The 18,878-nt window shown below is 63.5% G+C and carries 17 protein-coding genes and 2 pseudogenes; 9 read left to right on the top strand and 10 right to left on the bottom strand.

Features of this window, described 5'->3' with window-relative positions; translation table 11 throughout:
• Window positions 1–16 precede the first annotated feature (16 nt).
• The 4 genes from DRB87_RS13470 to DRB87_RS13455 all read left to right on the top strand — a co-directional run bounded on the left by DRB87_RS13470 (window position 17) and on the right by DRB87_RS13455 (window position 5,603).
• Entirely contained in the window at window positions 17–403 is a 387-nt protein-coding gene (locus tag DRB87_RS13470) for a MerR family transcriptional regulator (protein ID WP_130026266.1), read from the top strand.
• Between the two features lie 450 nt (window positions 404–853).
• Window positions 854–3,082 (top strand): EAL domain-containing protein, encoded by a 2,229-nt coding sequence (locus tag DRB87_RS13465; RefSeq protein ID WP_130026265.1) that lies wholly within the window; start codon window positions 854–856, stop codon window positions 3,080–3,082.
• Window positions 3,083–3,552: 470 nt separating this feature from the next.
• Window positions 3,553–5,136, top strand: coding sequence for a sensor domain-containing diguanylate cyclase (locus tag DRB87_RS13460; protein WP_165385312.1), 1,584 nt, complete (start codon window positions 3,553–3,555; stop codon window positions 5,134–5,136).
• A gap of 224 nt (window positions 5,137–5,360) precedes the next feature.
• Entirely contained in the window at window positions 5,361–5,603 is a 243-nt protein-coding gene (locus tag DRB87_RS13455) for a hypothetical protein (protein WP_240755986.1), read from the top strand.
• Between the two features lie 64 nt (window positions 5,604–5,667).
• Here DRB87_RS13455 and DRB87_RS13450 read toward each other — a convergent pair whose 3' ends face one another.
• From DRB87_RS13450 to DRB87_RS13440, 3 genes are all read right to left on the bottom strand, one after another.
• Window positions 5,668–5,862 carry a rubredoxin gene (locus DRB87_RS13450; RefSeq protein WP_130026263.1) on the bottom strand — a complete coding sequence of 65 codons (195 nt, stop codon included), beginning with the start codon at window positions 5,860–5,862 and terminating at the stop codon, window positions 5,668–5,670.
• Between the two features lie 190 nt (window positions 5,863–6,052).
• Window positions 6,053–6,364, bottom strand: coding sequence for a hypothetical protein (locus tag DRB87_RS13445; protein WP_017233331.1), 312 nt, complete (start codon window positions 6,362–6,364; stop codon window positions 6,053–6,055).
• Between the two features lie 447 nt (window positions 6,365–6,811).
• Entirely contained in the window at window positions 6,812–7,138 is a 327-nt protein-coding gene (locus tag DRB87_RS13440) for a hypothetical protein (RefSeq protein WP_130026262.1), read from the bottom strand.
• A gap of 870 nt (window positions 7,139–8,008) precedes the next feature.
• Here DRB87_RS13440 and DRB87_RS13435 point away from each other — a divergent pair.
• On the top strand, window positions 8,009–8,242 hold the full coding sequence (locus DRB87_RS13435; protein WP_130026261.1) for a DUF3717 domain-containing protein: 234 nt from the start codon (window positions 8,009–8,011) through the stop codon (window positions 8,240–8,242).
• 226 nt (window positions 8,243–8,468) lie between these two features.
• Here the strand turns inward: DRB87_RS13435 and DRB87_RS13430 are convergent.
• From DRB87_RS13430 to DRB87_RS13410, 5 genes and pseudogenes are all read right to left on the bottom strand, one after another.
• Window positions 8,469–10,799: pseudogene (locus DRB87_RS13430) on the bottom strand (EAL domain-containing protein); the annotation flags it as partial.
• A gap of 204 nt (window positions 10,800–11,003) precedes the next feature.
• Entirely contained in the window at window positions 11,004–11,222 is a 219-nt protein-coding gene (locus tag DRB87_RS13425; RefSeq protein ID WP_017233336.1) for an RNA-binding S4 domain-containing protein, read from the bottom strand.
• A gap of 67 nt (window positions 11,223–11,289) precedes the next feature.
• Entirely contained in the window at window positions 11,290–11,871 is a 582-nt protein-coding gene (locus DRB87_RS13420; RefSeq protein ID WP_130026260.1) for a TMEM175 family protein, read from the bottom strand.
• A 34-nt stretch (window positions 11,872–11,905) separates the two neighbouring features.
• Window positions 11,906–13,210 (bottom strand): sensor domain-containing diguanylate cyclase, encoded by a 1,305-nt coding sequence (locus DRB87_RS13415; protein ID WP_206100020.1) that lies wholly within the window; start codon window positions 13,208–13,210, stop codon window positions 11,906–11,908.
• Window positions 13,207–13,772 (bottom strand): annotated as a pseudogene (locus DRB87_RS13410) (flavin reductase family protein). The gene DRB87_RS13415 and the pseudogene DRB87_RS13410 overlap by 4 nt, the downstream one beginning before the upstream one ends.
• 302 nt (window positions 13,773–14,074) lie before the next feature.
• Between DRB87_RS13410 and DRB87_RS13405 the strand changes: the two are divergent.
• From DRB87_RS13405 to DRB87_RS13395, 3 genes are all read left to right on the top strand, one after another.
• The gene (locus DRB87_RS13405) at window positions 14,075–15,118 is read left to right on the top strand and encodes a DUF72 domain-containing protein (protein WP_130026258.1); all 1,044 of its coding nucleotides are present in this window, start codon (window positions 14,075–14,077) and stop codon (window positions 15,116–15,118) included.
• Window positions 15,119–15,248: 130 nt separating this feature from the next.
• Complete coding sequence (locus tag DRB87_RS13400; RefSeq protein WP_130026257.1) at window positions 15,249–15,554, top strand: panthothenate synthetase; 306 nt, start codon at window positions 15,249–15,251, stop codon at window positions 15,552–15,554.
• A 177-nt stretch (window positions 15,555–15,731) separates the two neighbouring features.
• Complete coding sequence (locus DRB87_RS13395) at window positions 15,732–16,223, top strand: cupin domain-containing protein (protein ID WP_130026256.1); 492 nt, start codon at window positions 15,732–15,734, stop codon at window positions 16,221–16,223.
• 75 nt (window positions 16,224–16,298) lie between these two features.
• On the opposite strand, the gene DRB87_RS13390 is transcribed toward DRB87_RS13395, so the two are convergent.
• Window positions 16,299–17,426 carry an aminotransferase class V-fold PLP-dependent enzyme gene (locus tag DRB87_RS13390; protein ID WP_130026255.1) on the bottom strand — a complete coding sequence of 376 codons (1,128 nt, stop codon included), beginning with the start codon at window positions 17,424–17,426 and terminating at the stop codon, window positions 16,299–16,301.
• Between the two features lie 285 nt (window positions 17,427–17,711).
• On the opposite strand from DRB87_RS13390, the gene DRB87_RS13385 reads away from it, so the two are divergent.
• Complete coding sequence (locus DRB87_RS13385) at window positions 17,712–18,350, top strand: glutathione S-transferase family protein (RefSeq protein WP_130026254.1); 639 nt, start codon at window positions 17,712–17,714, stop codon at window positions 18,348–18,350.
• 45 nt (window positions 18,351–18,395) lie between these two features.
• Here DRB87_RS13385 and DRB87_RS13380 read toward each other — a convergent pair whose 3' ends face one another.
• Complete coding sequence (locus tag DRB87_RS13380; RefSeq protein ID WP_130026253.1) at window positions 18,396–18,872, bottom strand: OsmC family protein; 477 nt, start codon at window positions 18,870–18,872, stop codon at window positions 18,396–18,398.
• Window positions 18,873–18,878 lie beyond the last annotated feature (6 nt).

Raw genomic sequence — 18,878 nt, 5'->3', positions numbered from 1 at the left:
TTCCGCTAACGCCGCGATGGATCACGTTGCCTTGCCGCCGATTCCCGCAAAGCGTTACTTCACCATCGGTGAGGTGAGTGAGCTGTGTGGCGTCAAGCCGCATGTACTGCGCTATTGGGAGCAGGAGTTCACGCAACTGCGCCCCGTCAAGCGGCGCGGTAATCGACGGTACTACCAACACCATGAAGTCCTGTTGATCCGGCGTATCCGGGAGTTGCTCTATGAGCAGGGCTTCACCATCAATGGTGCGCGTAATCGCCTCGATGCCGACACGCCGCGTGGCGCCCGCGCGGCTGCGGGGCACGCGGGCGAGTCGGCCGCATTGGCCGAACCCGAGACGACCCTCGACGTGGTTGACTTGCGCCACCGCCTGGAGGCGGTCATCGATCTGCTCAAGTCCTGAACAAGGCGTACGCATCGGTGGTGGCGGTCCTGGCGCGCTTGCGCTGTCTTCTCTTTTGCTGTCAATGCCCGTAGCCACGCGATAGCGAGTGCATGTGACGCATCCCGTGGCATTCAGCTGCTGGGGCGCGCCTCGAACCGTGCCTCGAACTTCGGGATTCTCCTAGTGCGGCGGTCGCCGAAATATCCGTAATCCGACATATGGCACGCCGTGGGGTGGGGCCGTGTTCGCGCCCCCGTCCCCCTGCCGGAACGCGGAAACGCCGAACGACTTCCGGGGGCGCCGCGATTGCCTTACACTTGCCGGAAACCATGGCGTCCGTTGGCGACGACCGCTGGATCCTATTGACGACCGGGCCAACACCGATCTTTGCGCGTTTTGGCACAAAGGCTGAAAGGATCTCCACCTATGGCGGAACCGAGCACAACGGGAGCGCGACACGGGCGTTGGATGACGCCCCATCGCTCGATCGCCGCGATTCTGATTTTTGGTCTCCTGATTCTGATTCTCGTCTGGACGGCGGTGCTATGGCGCATCGCCATCGAGCGTCAGGCCATTCTGCGCGACGCGGCCGCCTCGGCGTCGACCGTGACGACCGCACTCGAGCAGCATACGTTGCGGGCCATCCGTCAGGTCGATCAACTGACCCGTTTCGTGAAATACGAGTACGAGCGACGTCACGGACACCTCGATCTGGCGCAGGCGCTCGCCGAAGGGACGGTCAAAGATCCCTTCATGGTGCAGGTCAGTTTGGCCGATGCGAACGGCAAGCTCGTGGCCACGACGATCGCCGGCGGCGTTGGGGTCAGCATCGCCGACCGGGAGCACTTCCGGGTGCATCAGGAACTGGCGAACGACAATCTGTTCATCAGTCATCCGGTGCTTGGGCGCGTGTCGCGCAAGTGGGTGCTTCAGTTCAGCCGGCGGCTCAATCATCCCGACGGTAGCTTCGCCGGTGTGGTTGTCGTGTCTCAGGCGCCCGACTACTTCACCACGGACTTCTACACAAACGCCGTGCTCGGCCAATACGGCGAGGTCGCCGTCATTGCCGACGACGATGCCATGCTCGCGCGCAGCACCGGCGGCGGCGTTGCCATCGCCGGCACCGGGGAATTGCCGCCGTTCTCGGCCGCCCAACGCCGTTCCGGTATCCAGCGTGATCCCATCGATGGCATCGAACGTATCGTGGCATACCGCCATCTGCGAGACTATCCGCTAGCCGTTCAGGTCGGCCTGTCGCTGGACGAAGCACTGACCGAGCATCGGCATGTCGCGCGGGTCTATTTGACGATGGCCACCTTCGTGTCGGTCGCGCTCATCGTGTTCTTCGTGCTCATCGCCTACCTGATGCAGCGGCTGATCGGACGGGATCAGCAGCTCACGCGACTGATTTCGTTCGACGCGCTCACCGGACTTCCCAATCGCTACGCGCTCATGGAGGCGTTGCGGCGCGCGCTGTCCGTGCCCGATCAGGTCGGCAAGGTGGCGCTGCTGCACATCGACCTCGATAATTTCAAGAGCGTGAACGACACGGTGGGTCATGCGCAGGGTGACGAGATCATCCGTCAGGTGGCCGAGCGCTTTGCCCCGCGCATGCCGCCAGAGGCCATGCTGGCGCGCTTTGCCGGCGATGAATTCATGGTGCTGCTCACAGGCAACGGCGCAACCGACGCCGCCGAGCCGCTGGGCGAGACGCTGCTCGCCACCCTCAAGTCGCCGATGGTGGCGGACGGCACGTCGTTCGCGCTGCACGCGAGTATCGGGGTGACTTTCTGGTCCAAGCCGGAGGAAACCGAAGCCGACCTTATCAAGAAGGCCGATCTCGCCACGTACTCCGCGAAGGAGGCCGGCAAGAGCGTGGTGCGCGTCTATACGCAGCAGATGACGTATCAGGCGCATCAGCTCGTCGTGTGGGAGCGCCAAATGGAGCAGGCGTTGGTCAACGGCGAGTTTTTCCTCGCCTATCAACCCATCGTCGCGCTCGAGTCCGATTGCGTGCGCGGCATGGAGGCGTTGATTCGCTGGCGTCACCCGGAGCGGGGCGTGCTGAGCGCGGGCGAGTTCATTCCCCTGGCGGAGACGACCGGACAGATCGTGGCCATCGGCGAGTTCGTGCTGACGCAGGCGTGCCGCCAACTGGCGGCGTGGCGAGGTACGCCGATGGCGTCGCTGCGACTGGCCGTCAATGTCTCGTCGGTGCAGTTCTGGCGCGGCGACATTGGCGAGCTGGTCGAGCGTCTCATGAGGGCGTACGCCGTCGAGCCGAATCGACTTGAGCTGGAAGTCACCGAGTCGGTCATGGTCAAGAATCCGGCGCTCGTGGAGATGAAGATCAAGCAGTTCAAGCGCGCCGGGGTGCGCATTGCGCTTGACGATTTCGGTACCGGATACTCGTCGTTGTCCTACCTGACACGTTTTCCTGTCGACACGCTCAAGGTCGATCGCTCGTTCGTGGAGTCGATTCCCGATTCGTCACGTTCGTGCCTGATGATTTCGAACATCGTCAACATTGCGCGTTCGCTGGGTATCGAGCTGATTGTCGAGGGCGTCGAGAATGCGCGGCAACTGGATTGGCTGCGTCATTTCGTGCCACTGTGCGCACAGGGCTATCTATTCTCCCGTCCGGTGGAAATCGAACAGATTGATTCGGTCATCGCGCGGTTGGGGATTTGCGAATAAAGCTGACCAATTGAACAACGCGAACAAGCGACGTATTCGGCTAATTAATAGATTAAATAGGTGATCGTAGTAAATTCGTGATTTGATGTTTGGCGGTGCGGGTTCATCGTTGGCGTGCGATAAAATCGGTCGTAGTCATGATGAAGTCGGGCGGCATGAGCGGGTGGCTGTGCGCCGCGCACTGCGCTGGAAAGCGGGGGCGGCTGCCGTTGTCGGGGTGGACAATGTGGAGCCGTCAGGGTCCAGAGGCGTGTGGCGCGACACGCCGTGGATCGCAAAAGGGGGAAAAGGGGAAAAGGGGGAACGAGTTCGACGCGCAGACCAGAATTGGCGGCAATTCGCTGGCACTAAGGATGTCAGTCGCGACCAAAGCTTCTGTCCGGGGAAATGACAGAAGCGCGACACGAACGAAGTGGATACGTCGCCAACGTAAGAAGCGAATAATATTAGAACGAGCGTTTGATTTTCGGATGAGGATTAGGCATTGGCTTTATGCCGCCAGCGTCTCGGTTGCCGTGCTGGTCGCCTGCTGGATGGCGGCGGACAGGACTGCCACGTCGCTGGTCGGCGACAAGCTCGCTCAGAGCGTCGACGCGGGGCAGAGGGTGGCCGACCGCGTCGCCGACGGCATGATTCACGCCATCAACACGGATCTGGCGATGGTGCGCGCCATCCCCGCCACGTTGGCGGAAGTCGGCTTGCTGCGTGACGTGCTGCGAGCGACAGGGGGCGACGCCCCGGCGCCCGAGACCGTGGATCGTGCCAACGAATTTCTGCAAGGCGCTCAGGGATACTTCGGCGTTGACCGGGTGTGGCTGATCGACGCTCATGGCGTGTGCGTGGCCGCAAGCAATTTCCGCGATGAGCCGTCGCCGATCGGGCAGTCCGTGGCCAACATGCCCTATGTCACGAATGCCCTCTTGGGCGGACGTTTCGAGAGTTATGCCGCAGGCTGGGAGCATCAGGCGCCCGGCCTTTATTTCAGCGCCCCGGTGTATCGCGAGGGCGCGCTGATCGGTGTCGTGATGACCAAGATCGGACTCACGCGATTGCGTCACTGGGTGGGCAGCGGAGAGTCGTTCATCGTTGACGGCAATGGCGTGGTCATCATGGCCAACGACCCGCGTTTCGAGGATCATTTCATGCTCGATGGCAAGCTGGGGACGCTATCCGAGGCCGAGCGCATGGCGCTTTACCAGCACGACGATTTCGCGCGCATGCCCATCTCCCCGTTCAAGCGCGCCCCCGGTCGCTCGAACGCCTGGGTGCCTCAGGAATTGCTCGAGCGGATGTCGGCATTCGACGAGTCCCGGAAGCCGTTCGTGATCACGTCGCGTCCGAGTTCGAGCAATGACCTGACCGTCTACGCGGTGGAGGGTGTCGACGCCTGGCAGGCGCTCACGCGCGAGCATGCCAAGGACCTGGTGTTATGTTTTTTGCTGTATCTGGGCGGCGTCATCATCGTGACGCTCGCCGGCTGGACTTACTGGCGTGAGCGTGTGAAGCATCGCGAAGCCCGTCAGTCGAACGAGGTGCTGCGCGCGGCCAATCATCAACTGGCGTTCGAAGCCAGTTATGACGAATTGACGGGCAGTCTGACGCGACGCTACTTCTTCCATCGCTTCGAGCGGTTGCTGGAGAGCACGCAGCGCAAGAACGAGCCGATGAGTCTGATCGTGGCCGATCTCGATCTATTCAAGTCCATCAACGACACCTACGGGCATGCCATCGGCGATCAGGTGCTGTGCCGATTCGTGCTGGTGTGCTCGTCGACGTTGCGCGGCGACGACCTGATCGGCCGCATTGGTGGCGAGGAGTTCGCGATTCTGCTGCCGGGGGCGAGCGAGCGCGATGCGCTGCGCGTGGCGGACCGCATTCGCGAGCGCTGCAAGCGCGAATCTGTAGAGGGCAGTGAGCCGCCGTTGCGTTTCTCGGCGAGTTTCGGCATCACGGAGTGGCAGGACGACGACTCGCCGACAACCATGGTCGAGCGTGCCGACATGGCGTTGTACCGCGCCAAACGCGCCGGTCGCGACCGCTGCTGGGTTTTCTGATGGGACGGGCCCGGCGCCCGTCGAGCGCTCTGCCCGGGGCGCATGCCCGCAGGGTTACCGATGTCACATTTGGTAACCAAAGATGATGTGCCTCAGGTGCATTTCGCGGGAAAACGCATGTCTAATGAGTCAAATCAGGTGCTGCGAAGCTCGACGAGCCGTTGAAGGGCTGACGTCGATCCGTTTCGCGCACGACTCGAACAGCTCATGCGGGAGACTTCATCGTGAAACGCTTACTTTGGCTGGCGGGCGGCGCTGCCGTCGCCGTGATGATGGCCGGTTGCGTGGCCGTGCCTTATGGCGCGCCGGCGTACGGCAACGCCTATTATGACGGATATGGCTATGCACCGGGCTACGCGGTTGCCCCCGCACCGGTCGTGACGTTCGGGATTTCCGGCGGCTATTACGGCGGTGGATATGATCGCGGATGGCACGGCCGGGGCCGCGGATGGGGCTGGCATCACTGAGCTTGCACCGATCGGGCGGACGTCGCGCCCAGCCCCGGCGCCCCGTGGGCGGGCGCTACCGCACTCAGAACTCCGACAGCGCGAAATCCGCCTTCGCCACATCGCATTCCGGGCAACGCCAGTCGGCGGGCACGTCGGCCCAGCGCGTACCGGCCGCCAGGCCGTCGTTCGGTGCGCCTTCGGCTTCGTTGTAAATCCATCCGCAGATCAGGCAGATCCAGTTCTTGAAGTCGGTCGGGGTGTTCAGCGTGGTCGTCATGGTGTCGAGTCAACAGGAAGCGCTTAAGCGACCCGCATTGTAAGGCACACACGGCGCAAGGTCCCGCTCACCCACCAGGGTGTCCGCAAGCAACGTTAATCCAGATCAATGGATCGGCGCGGCAAGCGTGCAAATCAGGATTGAAGCGAAAGAAGCTGCATCGCGCCGGCGACGGCCGGCGCGACAGGCATCACCAGTGAATCTGGTTCAGAAAGATCGGCGCCATCTGCGCGAGCGAATTGATCAGCGAAATGGCGGTGTCGCGGTGCGACACTTCCCGCCACAAGCGGCTTTCCTTGACGACCCGATCACGGTCTTCCGCCGTTTTCACTTCAGGCGAGCGCAACTCGTTGATCAAGTCGATGACGGACGCGCGGTCGACCGTTTCCGTGACCGAGTGACGCGCGAGCAGATCGTCCAGATGGACGCGCTCCGCTTCGGTCGTGGACGCGTCGACAGGCGATGAGGCGGAGGTAACGGACGGCTTGTCGGATTGGGTCATACGAGACGTTCTCCCGGGGTTACTGGAAAGCGAAGCGGCCACTGACGTGCGGATCCGGCGAGGATCCCAAGTCATGCATGGCGAGGTATCGCGCAATTCCATCATAGGCCGATTCGCTTGTGCTGCGAACCCTTCCATGCGTGCGGGGACCCCGCTTTTCACACGAATCGCGGCGGGATTTTCCGCAGGCTTGCGTCACGTCAAAAGGTTTTGCCTGCGCACAGATGCGCGGTGAAACGTCAAGCTTAAAAAATTTATCCAATGCTGATGCTGAAACGGGCAATCCTCTTGACAGCGTGTAACGGCGGGCGTCTCGGCGGGCGAGCGCCCGGTTATCCAGTGGGTTATCCACAGAAGCTGTGGGTAACTCATCGGTCGTTGAGCGCGTAACGAGAAGGGCACGCCGGTCATGGCTTGCCAGCCACACGAACACTCGACGAGGCGTTGTCAACGAAGCAGCGGGCGCAACATCAGCAACGCGAAGAACAGCGCGACGCCGACGGGAAGCAGACCGGTGAAGAAGGCGGGCCATGCCCTTCGTGCGCGGCGACGTGCGCCGAACGATGAGATCAGGCCGGCGCAAAGACACAGTACACCGACGGCCCACGTGGGATGTGGGCTTTTGAGTACCCAGGCGGCAGCGGCCAGCAAGCCGATCCAGGCGAGCGGCAGCGCGCCCGGTGGAGGCATGCCGTCGGCGGGCGAGCGGGGGGTGCCGCGCGACTTGTCGGAAGTGTTGGGCGTGTCGGGCCTGTTGGGCGTGTTGGCGGGCATTGAGGTTCCGGAAACTCTGGGGGCGCAACGACGTGGGCGTGCGAAAGACGCAGGATAGCAAACGTCGTGCGCCGCCGCTCAGGACGCGAGACCGCGCAAAGTGTGTGTCCCGGAAGGCTTGGCGGCCGCGTGCATGTCGCTTGCCGGGGCGTCCACATGCCAGGTGGCGGTTGCGTCGACATCGCGCGTCGGCGCGAACGCGGGCGGTGTTGCGCAGCGGTTGTCGAGGTCGACGTATTGCTTGCGTACCACGCTCCCTGCGGCCGGTATCGTCGCGACGGTCCGAAGGGCAGCGACGCCGTGGCGCATACCGCGTCCTCCCGGGGGGGACGCTTCCGGCGAGGCGCGCACGGCGACACACGGTTGATGAAAGGGATCGGTGGGTGCCGCGCCGGCGGGCGGCACCGATTGGGCATGGACCCGTGGTGCGCCGGATGCGATCAGCACGCAGAGTGCGACGATGCCAAACCTTAGCAGCATCACGCGGCGCACGGCGGATGGGAAAACCGGTAGAACCTGTGGCGTAGCGTGTCTCGGCGGCATGGGTCGGCTCCGTCGGGGCGATCGTTGGGGACGCGAGCAGGGCGAGCATGGCAAGCGGCTGCACGGCGTTTTCACGAAGCTGAAGCCAATATCGTGCCGGAACTGGTAAGTGTTTGATTTTGTGAAGAATGTCGAGGTATGCGGGACCGTTTGTGGCGATGCCCTCGCATCAAGTGTTGCAGTTCCGAAACGCGCGCCTGAGAATCGACGCATGCGCGGACCCGAATCGATCTGGATCGATGCCGGTCATGACATGGGCAACTTACCGATTTCTTGTCCACTGTATATAATCACAGTATTCCACTTCGCGGCGACACAGAACCTCTCATGAAAGCCAACTATTCCATCGCCGAAATCGAGCAGGCGATCAACTACTGGACGGGCCGTCAGGCCGCCGACAGCCACTGGTCGCTGTGCCAGTCGGCGCGCGCGCTGGCCAACATTTATGGCGAGATGATCTACCGTCGTGAGATGAGCATTGGCGCCGACGCGCTCGACGCCGAGCAAAGCCAGGCCATCGAGACGGCCCTGCATCAGATGGAACTCGGACTCGCGCCGTGATGCCCGATGTTTCAGGTGGGGACGGGGTTCGGTGAGGGAGGGCGTGCCGACCATTGTTCGAGCCAGCGTTCGACGTCGACGGCCGACAGGGCGGGGGAGAACAGATACCCTTGCGCGACACGATACCCTTGCGCGAAGAGCAGCGCTCGCTGGGCTTCATCCTCGACCCTTCCGCCACGACCGTCAGGCGCAGATTGCGACCAATGCTGATGATGGCATTGGTCAGCGCCTGCACCGTTTCGTCGCGGGTAATGTCATGGACGAAGCTGCGGTCGAGCTTCAACTCCGAGACCGGCAGGCGGCGCAGATAACCCAGGCTCGAGTAGCCGGTGCCAAAGTCGTCCATCGACAGGCGCACGCCCATGCCGTGGACTTCGTCGATGATGCGCAGCGTGGTCGGATTGTGGTCCATCAACACGCTTTCCGTGATTTCGATGGCGAGGCACGACGGTGGCAGATCGTGATCGGCCAGCGCGTCGGCAATCGTACGCGGCAGGTTGTGATCGTGGAAGTTGGTTGGCGACAGGTTGACCGACACATTGCCGATGCCCACGCCTCGCCGGCGCCAATCCGCCAACTGGCGACACGACTCGCGCAGCGTCCAGGTGCCGAGTTCCCCGATCAGGCCGCACTCCTCGGCCAGTGAAATGAAGCGCGACGGCGACACGTCGCCGTACTGCGGATGCGTCCAGCGCGTCAGGGCCTCGGCGCCGTAGACCGAGTCGTCGGACAGATCGATCTGCGGCTGATAGAAAAGCGCGAGCTTGCCGTGCCGCAGGGCGTCGCGCAGGGCGGTCTCCAGCTCGAGCCGCTCCTGCGCGTGGATGTTCATGTCTTCGTGATAGACGCGTACGCTGCCCGGGCTGGTCATCTTCGCCTGATACATCGCCATGTCTGCACGCTGCAAAAGAATGTCGAATTCCTTGCCGTGATTCGGATACAGGCTGATGCCAAAGCTGCCCGACGGTGCGAGCGTCACGCCATCGATCTGGCATGGCGCGCGCAACGCGCTGCGCATGCGCTCGAGCGCAATATCGAGTCGCTCGGGATCGCACTCGGTGAGCATGGCCACGAACTCGTCGCCAGACAGACGCGCGACGATATCGGCGCCGCGCAGCGAGCGTCTCAAGCGCTGGGCGATCGTGCGCAGCAGGGCGTCGCCTGCCTGATGGCCGAGCGAGTCGTTGACCTGCTTGAAGCGATCCAGGTCGATGAAGATGACGGCCATGCGCGCGTTCAACTCCGCCGCGCTGGCAATGGCTTGTGCCGCGAGCACGCCGAGCATGCTTCGATTGGGCAGACCGGTGAGGTTGTCCGAGAACGCCAGTTGGCGGATGCGCGTGCGCGACTCGTCGCGCTCGAAGGCCAGCTTGCACAGATGCACGCAGACGTCGACGAGTCGTTCATGCAAGGCGTCAGGGCTGCGCGGCGTGCGGTAATAGAAACCGAGCACCCCGAGGACCCGCCCGTCGTTCGCGATGATGGGCATGGCCCACGACGCGGCCAATCCGAATTCGGCCGCCATGTCGCGGAAATCGGCCCAGCGCGGGTCGTTCGCAATGTCGGTCACGATCACCGGGCGCGCATGAAACGCCGCCGAGCCGCAGGTGCCTACGTTCGGTCCAATGGCCAGGCCTTCGATGTTCTTGTGATACTGCGCGGGCAGGCTTGGCCCCGCCTGCGGGCGCAACCGGCCTTCCGAATCGACCCGCACCACCGAGGCCACGACCTCGGGCGCGATCTGCTCCAGTTCGCGGCAGATAAGCGTGAGCACTTCGACGAGGGGCGCATCGCGCACCATCGCGGCGAGCGCCTTGTGTTGCAGCACTTCCTGAATCTTCGATTGCGTGATGTCGGTGAACAGCACTACGGCGTTGAGGAGTTTGCCGTTCGCGTCGAGCATCGGGTTCGTCACGACGGAGACCCACAGCGGCTGGCGCTGCAGCGTACGCACGAGCACTTCGCTATGGCAACTGCGGCCGTCGCGGGCGGCCACGAGGCAATGCGCAAGGGCTTCCTTGATATCGACGGCCGATGCACTGTCGGCGACGTCGCCCGTCGCGGTTTCCCCCAACGGCAGCCGGGTGGACTGGCCGACGACCTCACTCGCGGCGTAGCCGAACATGCGCGTGAACCCGGCGTTGACGTAGCACACGCAACCCTGTGCGTCGGTGATGAGCACGGCATTGTCGGTCTCGTCGACGCCGAGCGAGAGCAGGTGCAGGCGAGCGTCGTCGGCCGCCTGGCGCTCCACGCGCGCGGTCACGTCGACCGCGAGCTTGATCACGAAGGCGAGATTGCCGTCGTCGTCGATGACGGGGTTGTAAGTGGCTTCGAGCCAGATCGGGCGACCGTCGCGGCGGCGACGGCGAACTTGTCCGGTGTGCGAGCGCCGGGTGCTGGCGACGTGGGCCAGGGCGTTGCCGCATGTGGGATCGCCGGGTTCGCACAGGAGTGTGTGCGGCTGGCCAAGCAGGTCGGCGCGCGCGTAACCGAACATGCCGAGCAGCTTGTCGTTGACCTCGACGACGATGCCATCCGGCGTGAGCGTGAGCATGCCCAACGAGTGGTCGAGCGCCGCGAGCAGCGCCTCGCGCCCCGGCGCGGTGCCGGCGACGGACGGTGAACGGGGCACGACCATCGCAACGGCCTCCTCGGACGTCCTGTGGACATTGTCGGGTGTGACTTGGGCTGACACGCCAAAACCGCTTTCAAGTATAGCGGCCTGCGGGGGCAGGCTCACATGGGGGGAAACCGGGTATCAAGCCGCCTTGACGCGAATGCGAACACCGTCGACCGAAACGGTCTGACCTGCGCGGATCTTGCAGGTCTTGCGGGTCTCCTGCCGGCCGTCGACGCTGACCGCGCCGCTGGCTACCATCACTTTGCCCGCGCCGCCCGAATCCACGAGGCCGGCGAGCTTGAGCAAGTCGTTCAGGGCGACGAATTCGCCCGTCAGTTCAAAGGTTACGTTTTGCATGATGGACCGGATACTACGTAAAAACGCGATGCGCGTCGACTGCCACCGTGCTTGCGAGTCCGCGGCGCTACGACTCGATCACCTGTTCGATCCGGCGATCCGGGATCAGCCAGACGGCGGCGACCAGGCCATAGAGCACGAGCGAGAGTGCCGGCATCACGAATGCCAGCCCGATGGCCAGCGCGTAGGCCACGACCGACAGCTTGCCCTTGACGTCGCGCCCCACGGCGGCGGCGAGCTTTGCGTTTCCTCCTGCGCCATGCACGGCGAGCAGTGTTCGCGTGAGGAGGTAGTACGCCACGGCCGCCATGAACAGCACCACGCCGTAGAGCGCCGTCGGCCAGGCGGTGAAATGGTTATCCCCGAGCCAGTGCGTGACGAACGGCACCAGCGACAGCCAGAACAGCAGATGCAGGTTGGCCCACAGTACGCTGCCCGAGACGCGCTGAACCACATGGAAAAGGTGGTGATGGTTGTTCCAGTACAGGCCGACGTAGATGTAGCTCAGGATGTAGGTGAGGAACGTTGGGGCGACCGGCAGGAGATCGGACAGCTCGCTGCCGTGCGGTGCTCTCATCTCCAGCACCATGATCGTGATGATGATGGCGATCACGCCATCGCTGAAGGCTTCCAGTCGGCTCTTGCCCATTGTGTTCGTTGTTGTTGTCAGTCGCGGGTGGGGGTCACATCACGGCCAGGCGGTTGCGCCCGGACTGTTTGGCCGCATACAGTGCGCGGTCGGCGCGTTGCAGCAGGGTGCCGAATTCGGCATCGTCCGGGGTGAGACTGCCGATGCCGATGCTGGCGGAAAAGCGGATGGGTCCGCTGGATCCGCCACTGGGTCCGGGTACGCTGGCGTTGCCGATCGCGACGAGCAGGCGTTCGGCGGCCTGCATGGCGCGTTGGGCGTCGGCCTCGGGCAGCAGCACCGCGAACTCCTCGCCGCCCAGACGGCCGATCGGCGTGCCCTTGCGCAGCGTGGCGCGCAATACCTGCGTCAACTCCACGATGACGCGATCGCCGATGGCATGGCCCCACGCGTCGTTGATCCGCTTGAAATGGTCGAGGTCGAGCATCAGCACGGACAAGCGGCGTTGCTGAGCGCGTGCGGCGGAAAACAGGCGTTCGGCCTGCATCAGGAAGGCGCGGCGGTTGAGTGCGCCGGTCAGCGCGTCGCGCATGGCCATCTCGCCAAGCACTCGATTGACGCGACGCAGCTCGAGCGCGTCGACGACGAGCGCCGACAGATCCGCGAGCAGCGCGCGTTTCTCGTCGTCGAGCGCGCGGGGGCGGCGGTCCATCACGCACAGGGTGCCCAAGCGATGCCCTTCGGGCGTGCGCAGCGGCGCGCCCGCGTAGAACCGGATGTTGGGTTCCCCCGTGACCAGCGGGTTGTCGGCGAAGCGCCGGTCGGCACGGGCGTCGGTCACGACGAGCACATCGTCGCCGAGAATCGCGTGCGCGCAGAAGGCCATCGAGCGCGGGGTCTGCGGCGTGTCGATGCCCTGGCGCGCCTTGAACCACTGGCGCGACTCGTCGATCAGCGAGACGAGCGACATCGGTGCGCCGAACAAATAAGACGCAAGACGCACGATGCGATCGAACGCGGGCTCGGGCGGCGTGTCGAGAATTTCGTACCGACGCAGCGCCGCGAGGCGTTCGGCCTCGTCAACGGGCGCGCCGGGTATCGGCCCATGCCGCGGCGTGGAAGCGGGGGCATGCGATGCGTGGAGGTCGGCTTCGGATGCGGTCATGTCGCGATGGGTGGACGCCAAAGGCGACTCTCGATCGATGATGTCTGTGACGGCGTCAATTCTGCCCCGCCTGTCGTCACTTGGCAAATGCGGCGACGTGGACCCCGTCGTGCCGTGTGTACGCCAGAGCGCGTGGGCGGTCTGCGTGATCGCTTGGGTGAGCTCATCGGCGCCGCGATGGGCGCTGTCGTGCGGCGAGTCGGCGTCACGCGAGGTCGGCGAGGCGTGGCTCATGGCTTGACTTCGAACGCGTCGCCGGTTTCGAAGAAGTTGCCGCCGGCAATATAGTGAAGACTGCGCGCTGCCCCAGGCTCGACCTGCCAGTGTCCGTTGCGGAATGCGCGCGGATCGGCCCAGGCGGCCACGACCTCGCCGAGGAACAGATCGTAGCGATCCTGATTGTGGGGTTCCGGAATGACGCGGCACTCCAGCCACGCGAGGCATCCGTCGATGAGCGGTGCGGCGATGTGCGAGCCTTTGAAGGCCTTCATGCCTGTGCCGTCGGCGAACTTGTCGATATCGCGGCCCGACACCGAGCCGACGGCGAGCGTTTCGCGGGCGATGAGGCGTGTGGGCACGTTCAACGAAAACTCGCCCGAGGCCTCGACCAGTTCGCGCGTGAGCGTATTGCGGTCGATGACGACGGCGACCTTGGGGGCGAGAAATCCAATGGCATGGACCAGGCGGCGGCCATGACGTTGCGGCGCGCGTCGTGCGCACTTCCCACGAGAACGGTCGGGCCGTGATTGAGCAGACGATAGGCTTTTGAGAGTTCGACGGGCAGGCGTTCAGTCATGGCGGGCACTCGGCGGGCGTAACGGGATGACAGGCGTGATGGCAATTGGCCCATGATAGCGTGGCTCAGAACCTGCCGATGGCATCGGTGACGAAAACGGGGATCCGAAAAAGGCGGCCCGCAGGGTGAGCTGCGGGCCGCATAAACGGCACGGTGCGGGTAACGCGTGCCGGATCAGATCAGCGCGCAGTATGGCAGTCGTTCGTCCCAGTCCAGTCCCCATCCACGGCATGCGCGCTCGCCCTATACTGGCGCGACGCAACCCAATGAACGCGACGCTTGCCGCCACGGGAGAATTTGGCATGAGCCGAGTGAAATCGCACACTGCGGGGCCGGCTGATCGGCTGGCGCCCGACGCCTCCGACGCCGACGACGCCTCCGATGCCGCCGACAGCTCCGATGCCGTCGATGCCCCCACAAGCGCCGCGACGGCCGGCCAGAATGTATACATCGGCACGGCGTCGTGGACGGACAAGTCGCTGATTGCGTGCAAGCGGTTCTATCCGCCGGGGCATGCGTCGGCCGAGGCGCGGCTTCGCTATTACGCGAGCCAGTTTCCAATGGTCGAGGTCGATAGCAGCTACTACGCCATGCCGTCGGCATCGAACGCGCAGCTTTGGGCCGAGCGCACGCCGCGCGCGTTCGTCTTCAACATCAAGGCATTCCGTCTGCTCACGGGGCACCAGACGCCCCGCATTGCGCTGCCCAGGGATTTGCAGGCCGAGCTGCCGCCGGGCCCGCGCGCGAACGTGTATTACAAGGACATTCCCGACGCGCTCAGAGACGAGATCTGGCGGCGCTATCTCGAAGCACTCGCGCCGTTGCGGCAGGCGGGCAAGCTGGGGCTGGTGCATTTTCAGTTTCCGCCCTGGCTGACGGGGAATCGCGAGAGCCGCGCGCACGTTGAAGCGTGCGCGCAACGGATGCAGGGTTACGGCGTGGCGGCAGAGTTTCGTCACCGCGGCTGGTTCGACGGGGCGCACGGCGAGGCCACACTGGCGTGGCTGCGCGAGCTGGGCTGGGTCAACACCGTGGTCGACGAGCCGCAGGGTTTCGCGAACAGCATCCCGATGGTCTGGGCGACGACCACGCCGCTCGCCGCTGTCGTCCGCCTGCACGGGCGCAATCAGGCGACATGGAACGCGCGGGATAGCACTGCGGCGTCGGACCGCTTCAACTATGACTATCGCGATGCGGAACTGGCGGCGCTGGTCGATCCGATTCGCGTCATCGCCAAGGAAGTCGCCCGCGTGTATGTGGTGTTCAACAACAATTACGAGGATCAGGGGCAGCGCAATGCAAGGTCGTTGATGAGCATTCTCGGCGCTACTGCCGTCGCGCCGTGAGGGTGTCACTCAGCGACGGGACATGAACGCCCCCGATGGCGCTTTGCTTGCTTGTTGAATAACGCAGCCAATAACGCGACGAACTCCTATCCTTGAAGCGTCCTTTCGGACTCAATCAAGGAGAACGACGATGCGAATGCTTCTCAACATACGAATACCTCACGAGCCATTCAACGGTTTTGTGCGAGATGGCTCCATCGGAGCATTAATAGAGAGGATTCTCGCAGAGATGAAACCGGAAGCAGCCTACTTCACCGAGCAGAACGGTACACGTGGAGCCATTCTCGTCGTGAACCTTGAGGAGCCGTCGCAGATTCCAAAATTCGTGGAGCCATGGTTTCTTGCGTTCAATGCCGACTGTGAGTTTCGCGTGGTGATGGGGGCAGATGACCTCAAGAAAGCCGGACTCGAAACGCTTGGCTCGAAGTGGAAATAGGGAGCGCGGCACGGTGTGTGTGACCTGCCCGGGACAGGCACATCACGCTGCCGCACAACTGGAGCGCCGTGAGTACGCCGTTCAAAAGACTGCGCCGATAGTCGACGTTGTCATGCCGGCGGCGGCGCGACTTGCCATAGAATGGAACGTCACCGTCCACAACGAGCCGCTACTGCAATGAGCACGTACTTGATCAAAAGCGAAGACATCGCCCGGATGGATGGTGTCACGAAAACGCATTTCCGGAACCCGAATGCAATACGTACCAACAAATCGCTGGGCGACGCGACCGGGCTTAGCGGGTTCGGATTTCACCTTGTTGAAGTCGAGCCGGGCCGTGAAACGACGGAGTACCACCTCCATCATCACGAAGACGAGTGCGTTTATGTGTTGAGTGGAACGGCAACCGCCGTGATCGGGGATGAGGCATTCGACATTGGCCCGGGGGATTTCATCGGTTACCGGAAGGGCGGTCTGGCGCATTCGATCCGAAATACCGGTTCAGAGACCTTGCGTTGCATCGTCGTCGGCGATCGACTTCCCCACGATGTTTGCGACTACCCCCGCCAGAACAAGCGGATGTTCCGCAATCCCGGTATCGGGATGCCCTCGAATCTCGTGGATCTTTCAGCGATTGAGGTGGTGGGCGGTAGCGTTGGCAAGAAATGACGCCGTCGGCCGGTCACCCTGGGTTGGAGACCGGCCGATGGGGGGCTGGCGCCTCGCATGCGCCGCAGACGCAAGCTACACAATACTCTGCAACGCCTTGGCGAACCGGGCCACCGCGCCGTCGATGTCATGCAGTTTGTCCAGGCCGAACAATCCGATACGGAAGGTCTTGAAGTCGTCGGGCTCGTCGCATCGCAGCGGCACGCCGGGGGCGATCTGCAAACCGGCATCGGCAAATTTCTTGCCGGATCGAATGCCGTCGTCGTCGGTGTAGCTGACCACGACCCCCGGCGCCTGAAAACCTTCGGCCGCCACGCTCTTGAATCCGTGCCCCGTCAGGAGTGCGCGAATGCGCGCACCGAGTTCAAGCTGTTCCGCTTTCACTTTGTCGAAGCCGTACGCCTCGGTCTCTTTCATGACGTCACGCAATGTCGCAAGACTGTCCGTGGGCATCGTGGCGTGATACGCGAATCCACCGTTCTCATAAGCTTCCATGATCTGCAGCCATTGCCGAAGATCGCAGGCGAAACTGGTGCTCGTGGTGGCGTCGATCCGTTCGCGGGCAAGCGCACTGAGCATGACCATGGCGCAGCAGGGCGGTGCACTCCACCCCTTTTGCGGCGCGCTGATCAGCACGTCGACGCCGCACGCCTGCATGTCGACCCAGACCGTGCCGGACGCGATGCAATCCAGGACCAACATACCGCCGACGGCATGAATCGCGTCGGACACCGCGCGCAAATAGGCATCGGGCAACATCATGCCGGAGGCGGTTTCGACATGTGGGGCAAAGACCAGATCCGGCTTGTGTTCCCGGATTGCCGCGACCACCTCGTCGAGCGGGGCCGGTGCGTAGGCCGCTTGCCTTCCCGGTTCGACGGGACGCGCCTTCAAGACCCGCGATTCGGACGGTATGCCGCCCATGTCGAAAATCTGCGACCAGCGGAAGCTGAACCATCCGTTACGAATGACGAGGCACTTCTTGTTCGTTGCGAACTGCCGGGCCACGGCCTCCATGCCGAACGTCCCGCTTCCCGGGACGATGACCGCCGACTTCGCGTGATAGACGTTTTTCAGCGTATCGGAAATATCGCGCATCACCCCTTGAAAGCGCCGCGACATGTGATTGATGGAACGGTCGGTATACACGACCGAATATTCGAGGAGTCCCTCGCGGTCGACATCGGGAAGTAGTCCTGGCACGTCCGCCTCCGACAATAGACGAGTATGAAAATCAAGCACAGGGGCTCACGAAAGCCGCCTGCAGGTGAGCGGGAAGCCGATTTGCGTCGCTTCAGCGGTATCAAATCATAAATGCGGCTCGCCCGGGGAACAGTTTCGTTCGCTATCTTCGCACGCGAGCGCCGGACCTGTCGGCCAGCGCCCGACGCGATGCAGTAAGATTTCCCGAAATCCGACGGCGGTCGCCTGGGCTCCTTGCCGCCCCGGACATGCCGCTCCCCCTGGCGCTGGACTGGAGACAAGCCCATGACGACTGACCGACGCATCACGTTCTATCACGCCCCCAACACGCGCTCGTCAGGCGTTTTGGTGCTGCTCGACGAACTGCAGGCCGAGCATGATCTTCATCTGCTGCGTTTTGCCACCGGCGAGCAACGCGGCTCGGAGTATCTGGACGTCAATCCGATGGGCAAGGTGCCGGCCATCCGTCATGGCGACGCAATCGTCACCGAGCAGGCGGCGGTCTACATGTATCTTGCCGAGCTGTATCCGGAGAAAGGGCTGGCGCCGATGCCGGGCGATGCGCGTCGCGGCGCCTATCTGCGCTGGATGGTGTTCTACGGCTCGTGTGTCGAGCCGGCCGTGGTCGACAAGTCGCTGGGGCGCGACGGCGCCGAGCGCTCGCGCTCGCCGTATGGCGACTACGATGCCGTCATGTGGACGCTGGAGCGGCATCTGGCGCAGAACGACGGTCCGTGGTGGCTGGGCGAGTCGTTCACGGCGGCCGATGCGTTGTGGGGCAACGCCATGCACTTCCTCACGCAATTCAAGCTCGTGCCGCCGACCCCGGCCGTGATGGCCTACGTGGAACGCTTTCGCGCCCGCGACTCGTTCGTGCGGGCGCAGCAGCGCGATGCCGAGCTGGCGAGACAACTCGCGGCGTAATGACCGGCCAAGCCGGGGCGGGCAACCCATCACCCCATCACCCCATCACTCAGCCAACACGTCGATGCGCGGCTCGCACTCGATGGGGAAGTTGACCGAATTGGCGATGTAGCACTTCGCGTGGGCCTGATGATGGAGTTCGGCCGCCAGCGCGGCGTTACTGCCCGCGCGGATCGTGACGTGCGGGTGCAGCATGATCCGCGCGAAACGGCCTTCCTGTGCGGTGTCGATCATCGTGCCCAGGGCGTGGTCGGTGTATCGCTCGACGATCACACCGGCTTCGGCACACAGGTGCAGATACCAGAGCTTGTGGCAGGCACTCGCGGACGCGACCAGCAGGTCCTCGGGATTCCAGCGCGCGGCGTCGCCACGAAAGGCGGGGTCGGCGGAGCCGGGGATCGTCGGTTTGCCATCGGCGCGAATGTCGTGATTGCGCCCGTACGCGCGATAGCCCGACGTACCGCTGCCCTGATTGTCGGTCCACTCGACGTCGACCTGATATTGATGTTCGCCTGATGCCACGAAGTA

It is taken from the genome of Pandoraea sp. XY-2 (genome assembly GCF_004193915.1).
GTDB classification, from domain to species: domain Bacteria; phylum Pseudomonadota; class Gammaproteobacteria; order Burkholderiales; family Burkholderiaceae; genus Pandoraea; species Pandoraea cepalis.
The sequence above is the reverse complement of the archived record's forward strand: the minus strand, read 5'-3'. Positions and strand labels throughout refer to the sequence as shown.

Excerpts from the sequence above, each read along its gene's own strand:
- DRB87_RS13400 (WP_130026257.1), top strand. The coding sequence starts at position 15,249 with ATGCGAATGCTTCTCAACATACGAATACCTCACGAGCCATTCAACGGT.
- DRB87_RS13405 (WP_130026258.1), top strand. The coding sequence starts at position 14,075 with ATGAGCCGAGTGAAATCGCACACTGCGGGGCCGGCTGATCGGCTGGCG.
- DRB87_RS13395 (WP_130026256.1), top strand. The coding sequence starts at position 15,732 with ATGAGCACGTACTTGATCAAAAGCGAAGACATCGCCCGGATGGATGGT.
- DRB87_RS13440 (WP_130026262.1), bottom strand. The coding sequence starts at position 7,138 with ATGCCCGCCAACACGCCCAACAGGCCCGACACGCCCAACACTTCCGAC.
- DRB87_RS13435 (WP_130026261.1), top strand. The coding sequence starts at position 8,009 with ATGAAAGCCAACTATTCCATCGCCGAAATCGAGCAGGCGATCAACTAC.
- DRB87_RS13465 (WP_130026265.1), top strand. The coding sequence starts at position 854 with ATGACGCCCCATCGCTCGATCGCCGCGATTCTGATTTTTGGTCTCCTG.
- DRB87_RS13415 (WP_206100020.1), bottom strand. The coding sequence starts at position 13,210 with ATGAGCCACGCCTCGCCGACCTCGCGTGACGCCGACTCGCCGCACGAC.
- DRB87_RS13385 (WP_130026254.1), top strand. The coding sequence starts at position 17,712 with ATGACGACTGACCGACGCATCACGTTCTATCACGCCCCCAACACGCGC.
- DRB87_RS13445 (WP_017233331.1), bottom strand. The coding sequence starts at position 6,364 with ATGACCCAATCCGACAAGCCGTCCGTTACCTCCGCCTCATCGCCTGTC.
- DRB87_RS13420 (WP_130026260.1), bottom strand. The coding sequence starts at position 11,871 with ATGGGCAAGAGCCGACTGGAAGCCTTCAGCGATGGCGTGATCGCCATC.
- DRB87_RS13460 (WP_165385312.1), top strand. The coding sequence starts at position 3,553 with ATGAGGATTAGGCATTGGCTTTATGCCGCCAGCGTCTCGGTTGCCGTG.
- DRB87_RS13450 (WP_130026263.1), bottom strand. The coding sequence starts at position 5,862 with ATGACGACCACGCTGAACACCCCGACCGACTTCAAGAACTGGATCTGC.
- DRB87_RS13470 (WP_130026266.1), top strand. The coding sequence starts at position 17 with ATGGATCACGTTGCCTTGCCGCCGATTCCCGCAAAGCGTTACTTCACC.
- DRB87_RS13425 (WP_017233336.1), bottom strand. The coding sequence starts at position 11,222 with ATGCAAAACGTAACCTTTGAACTGACGGGCGAATTCGTCGCCCTGAAC.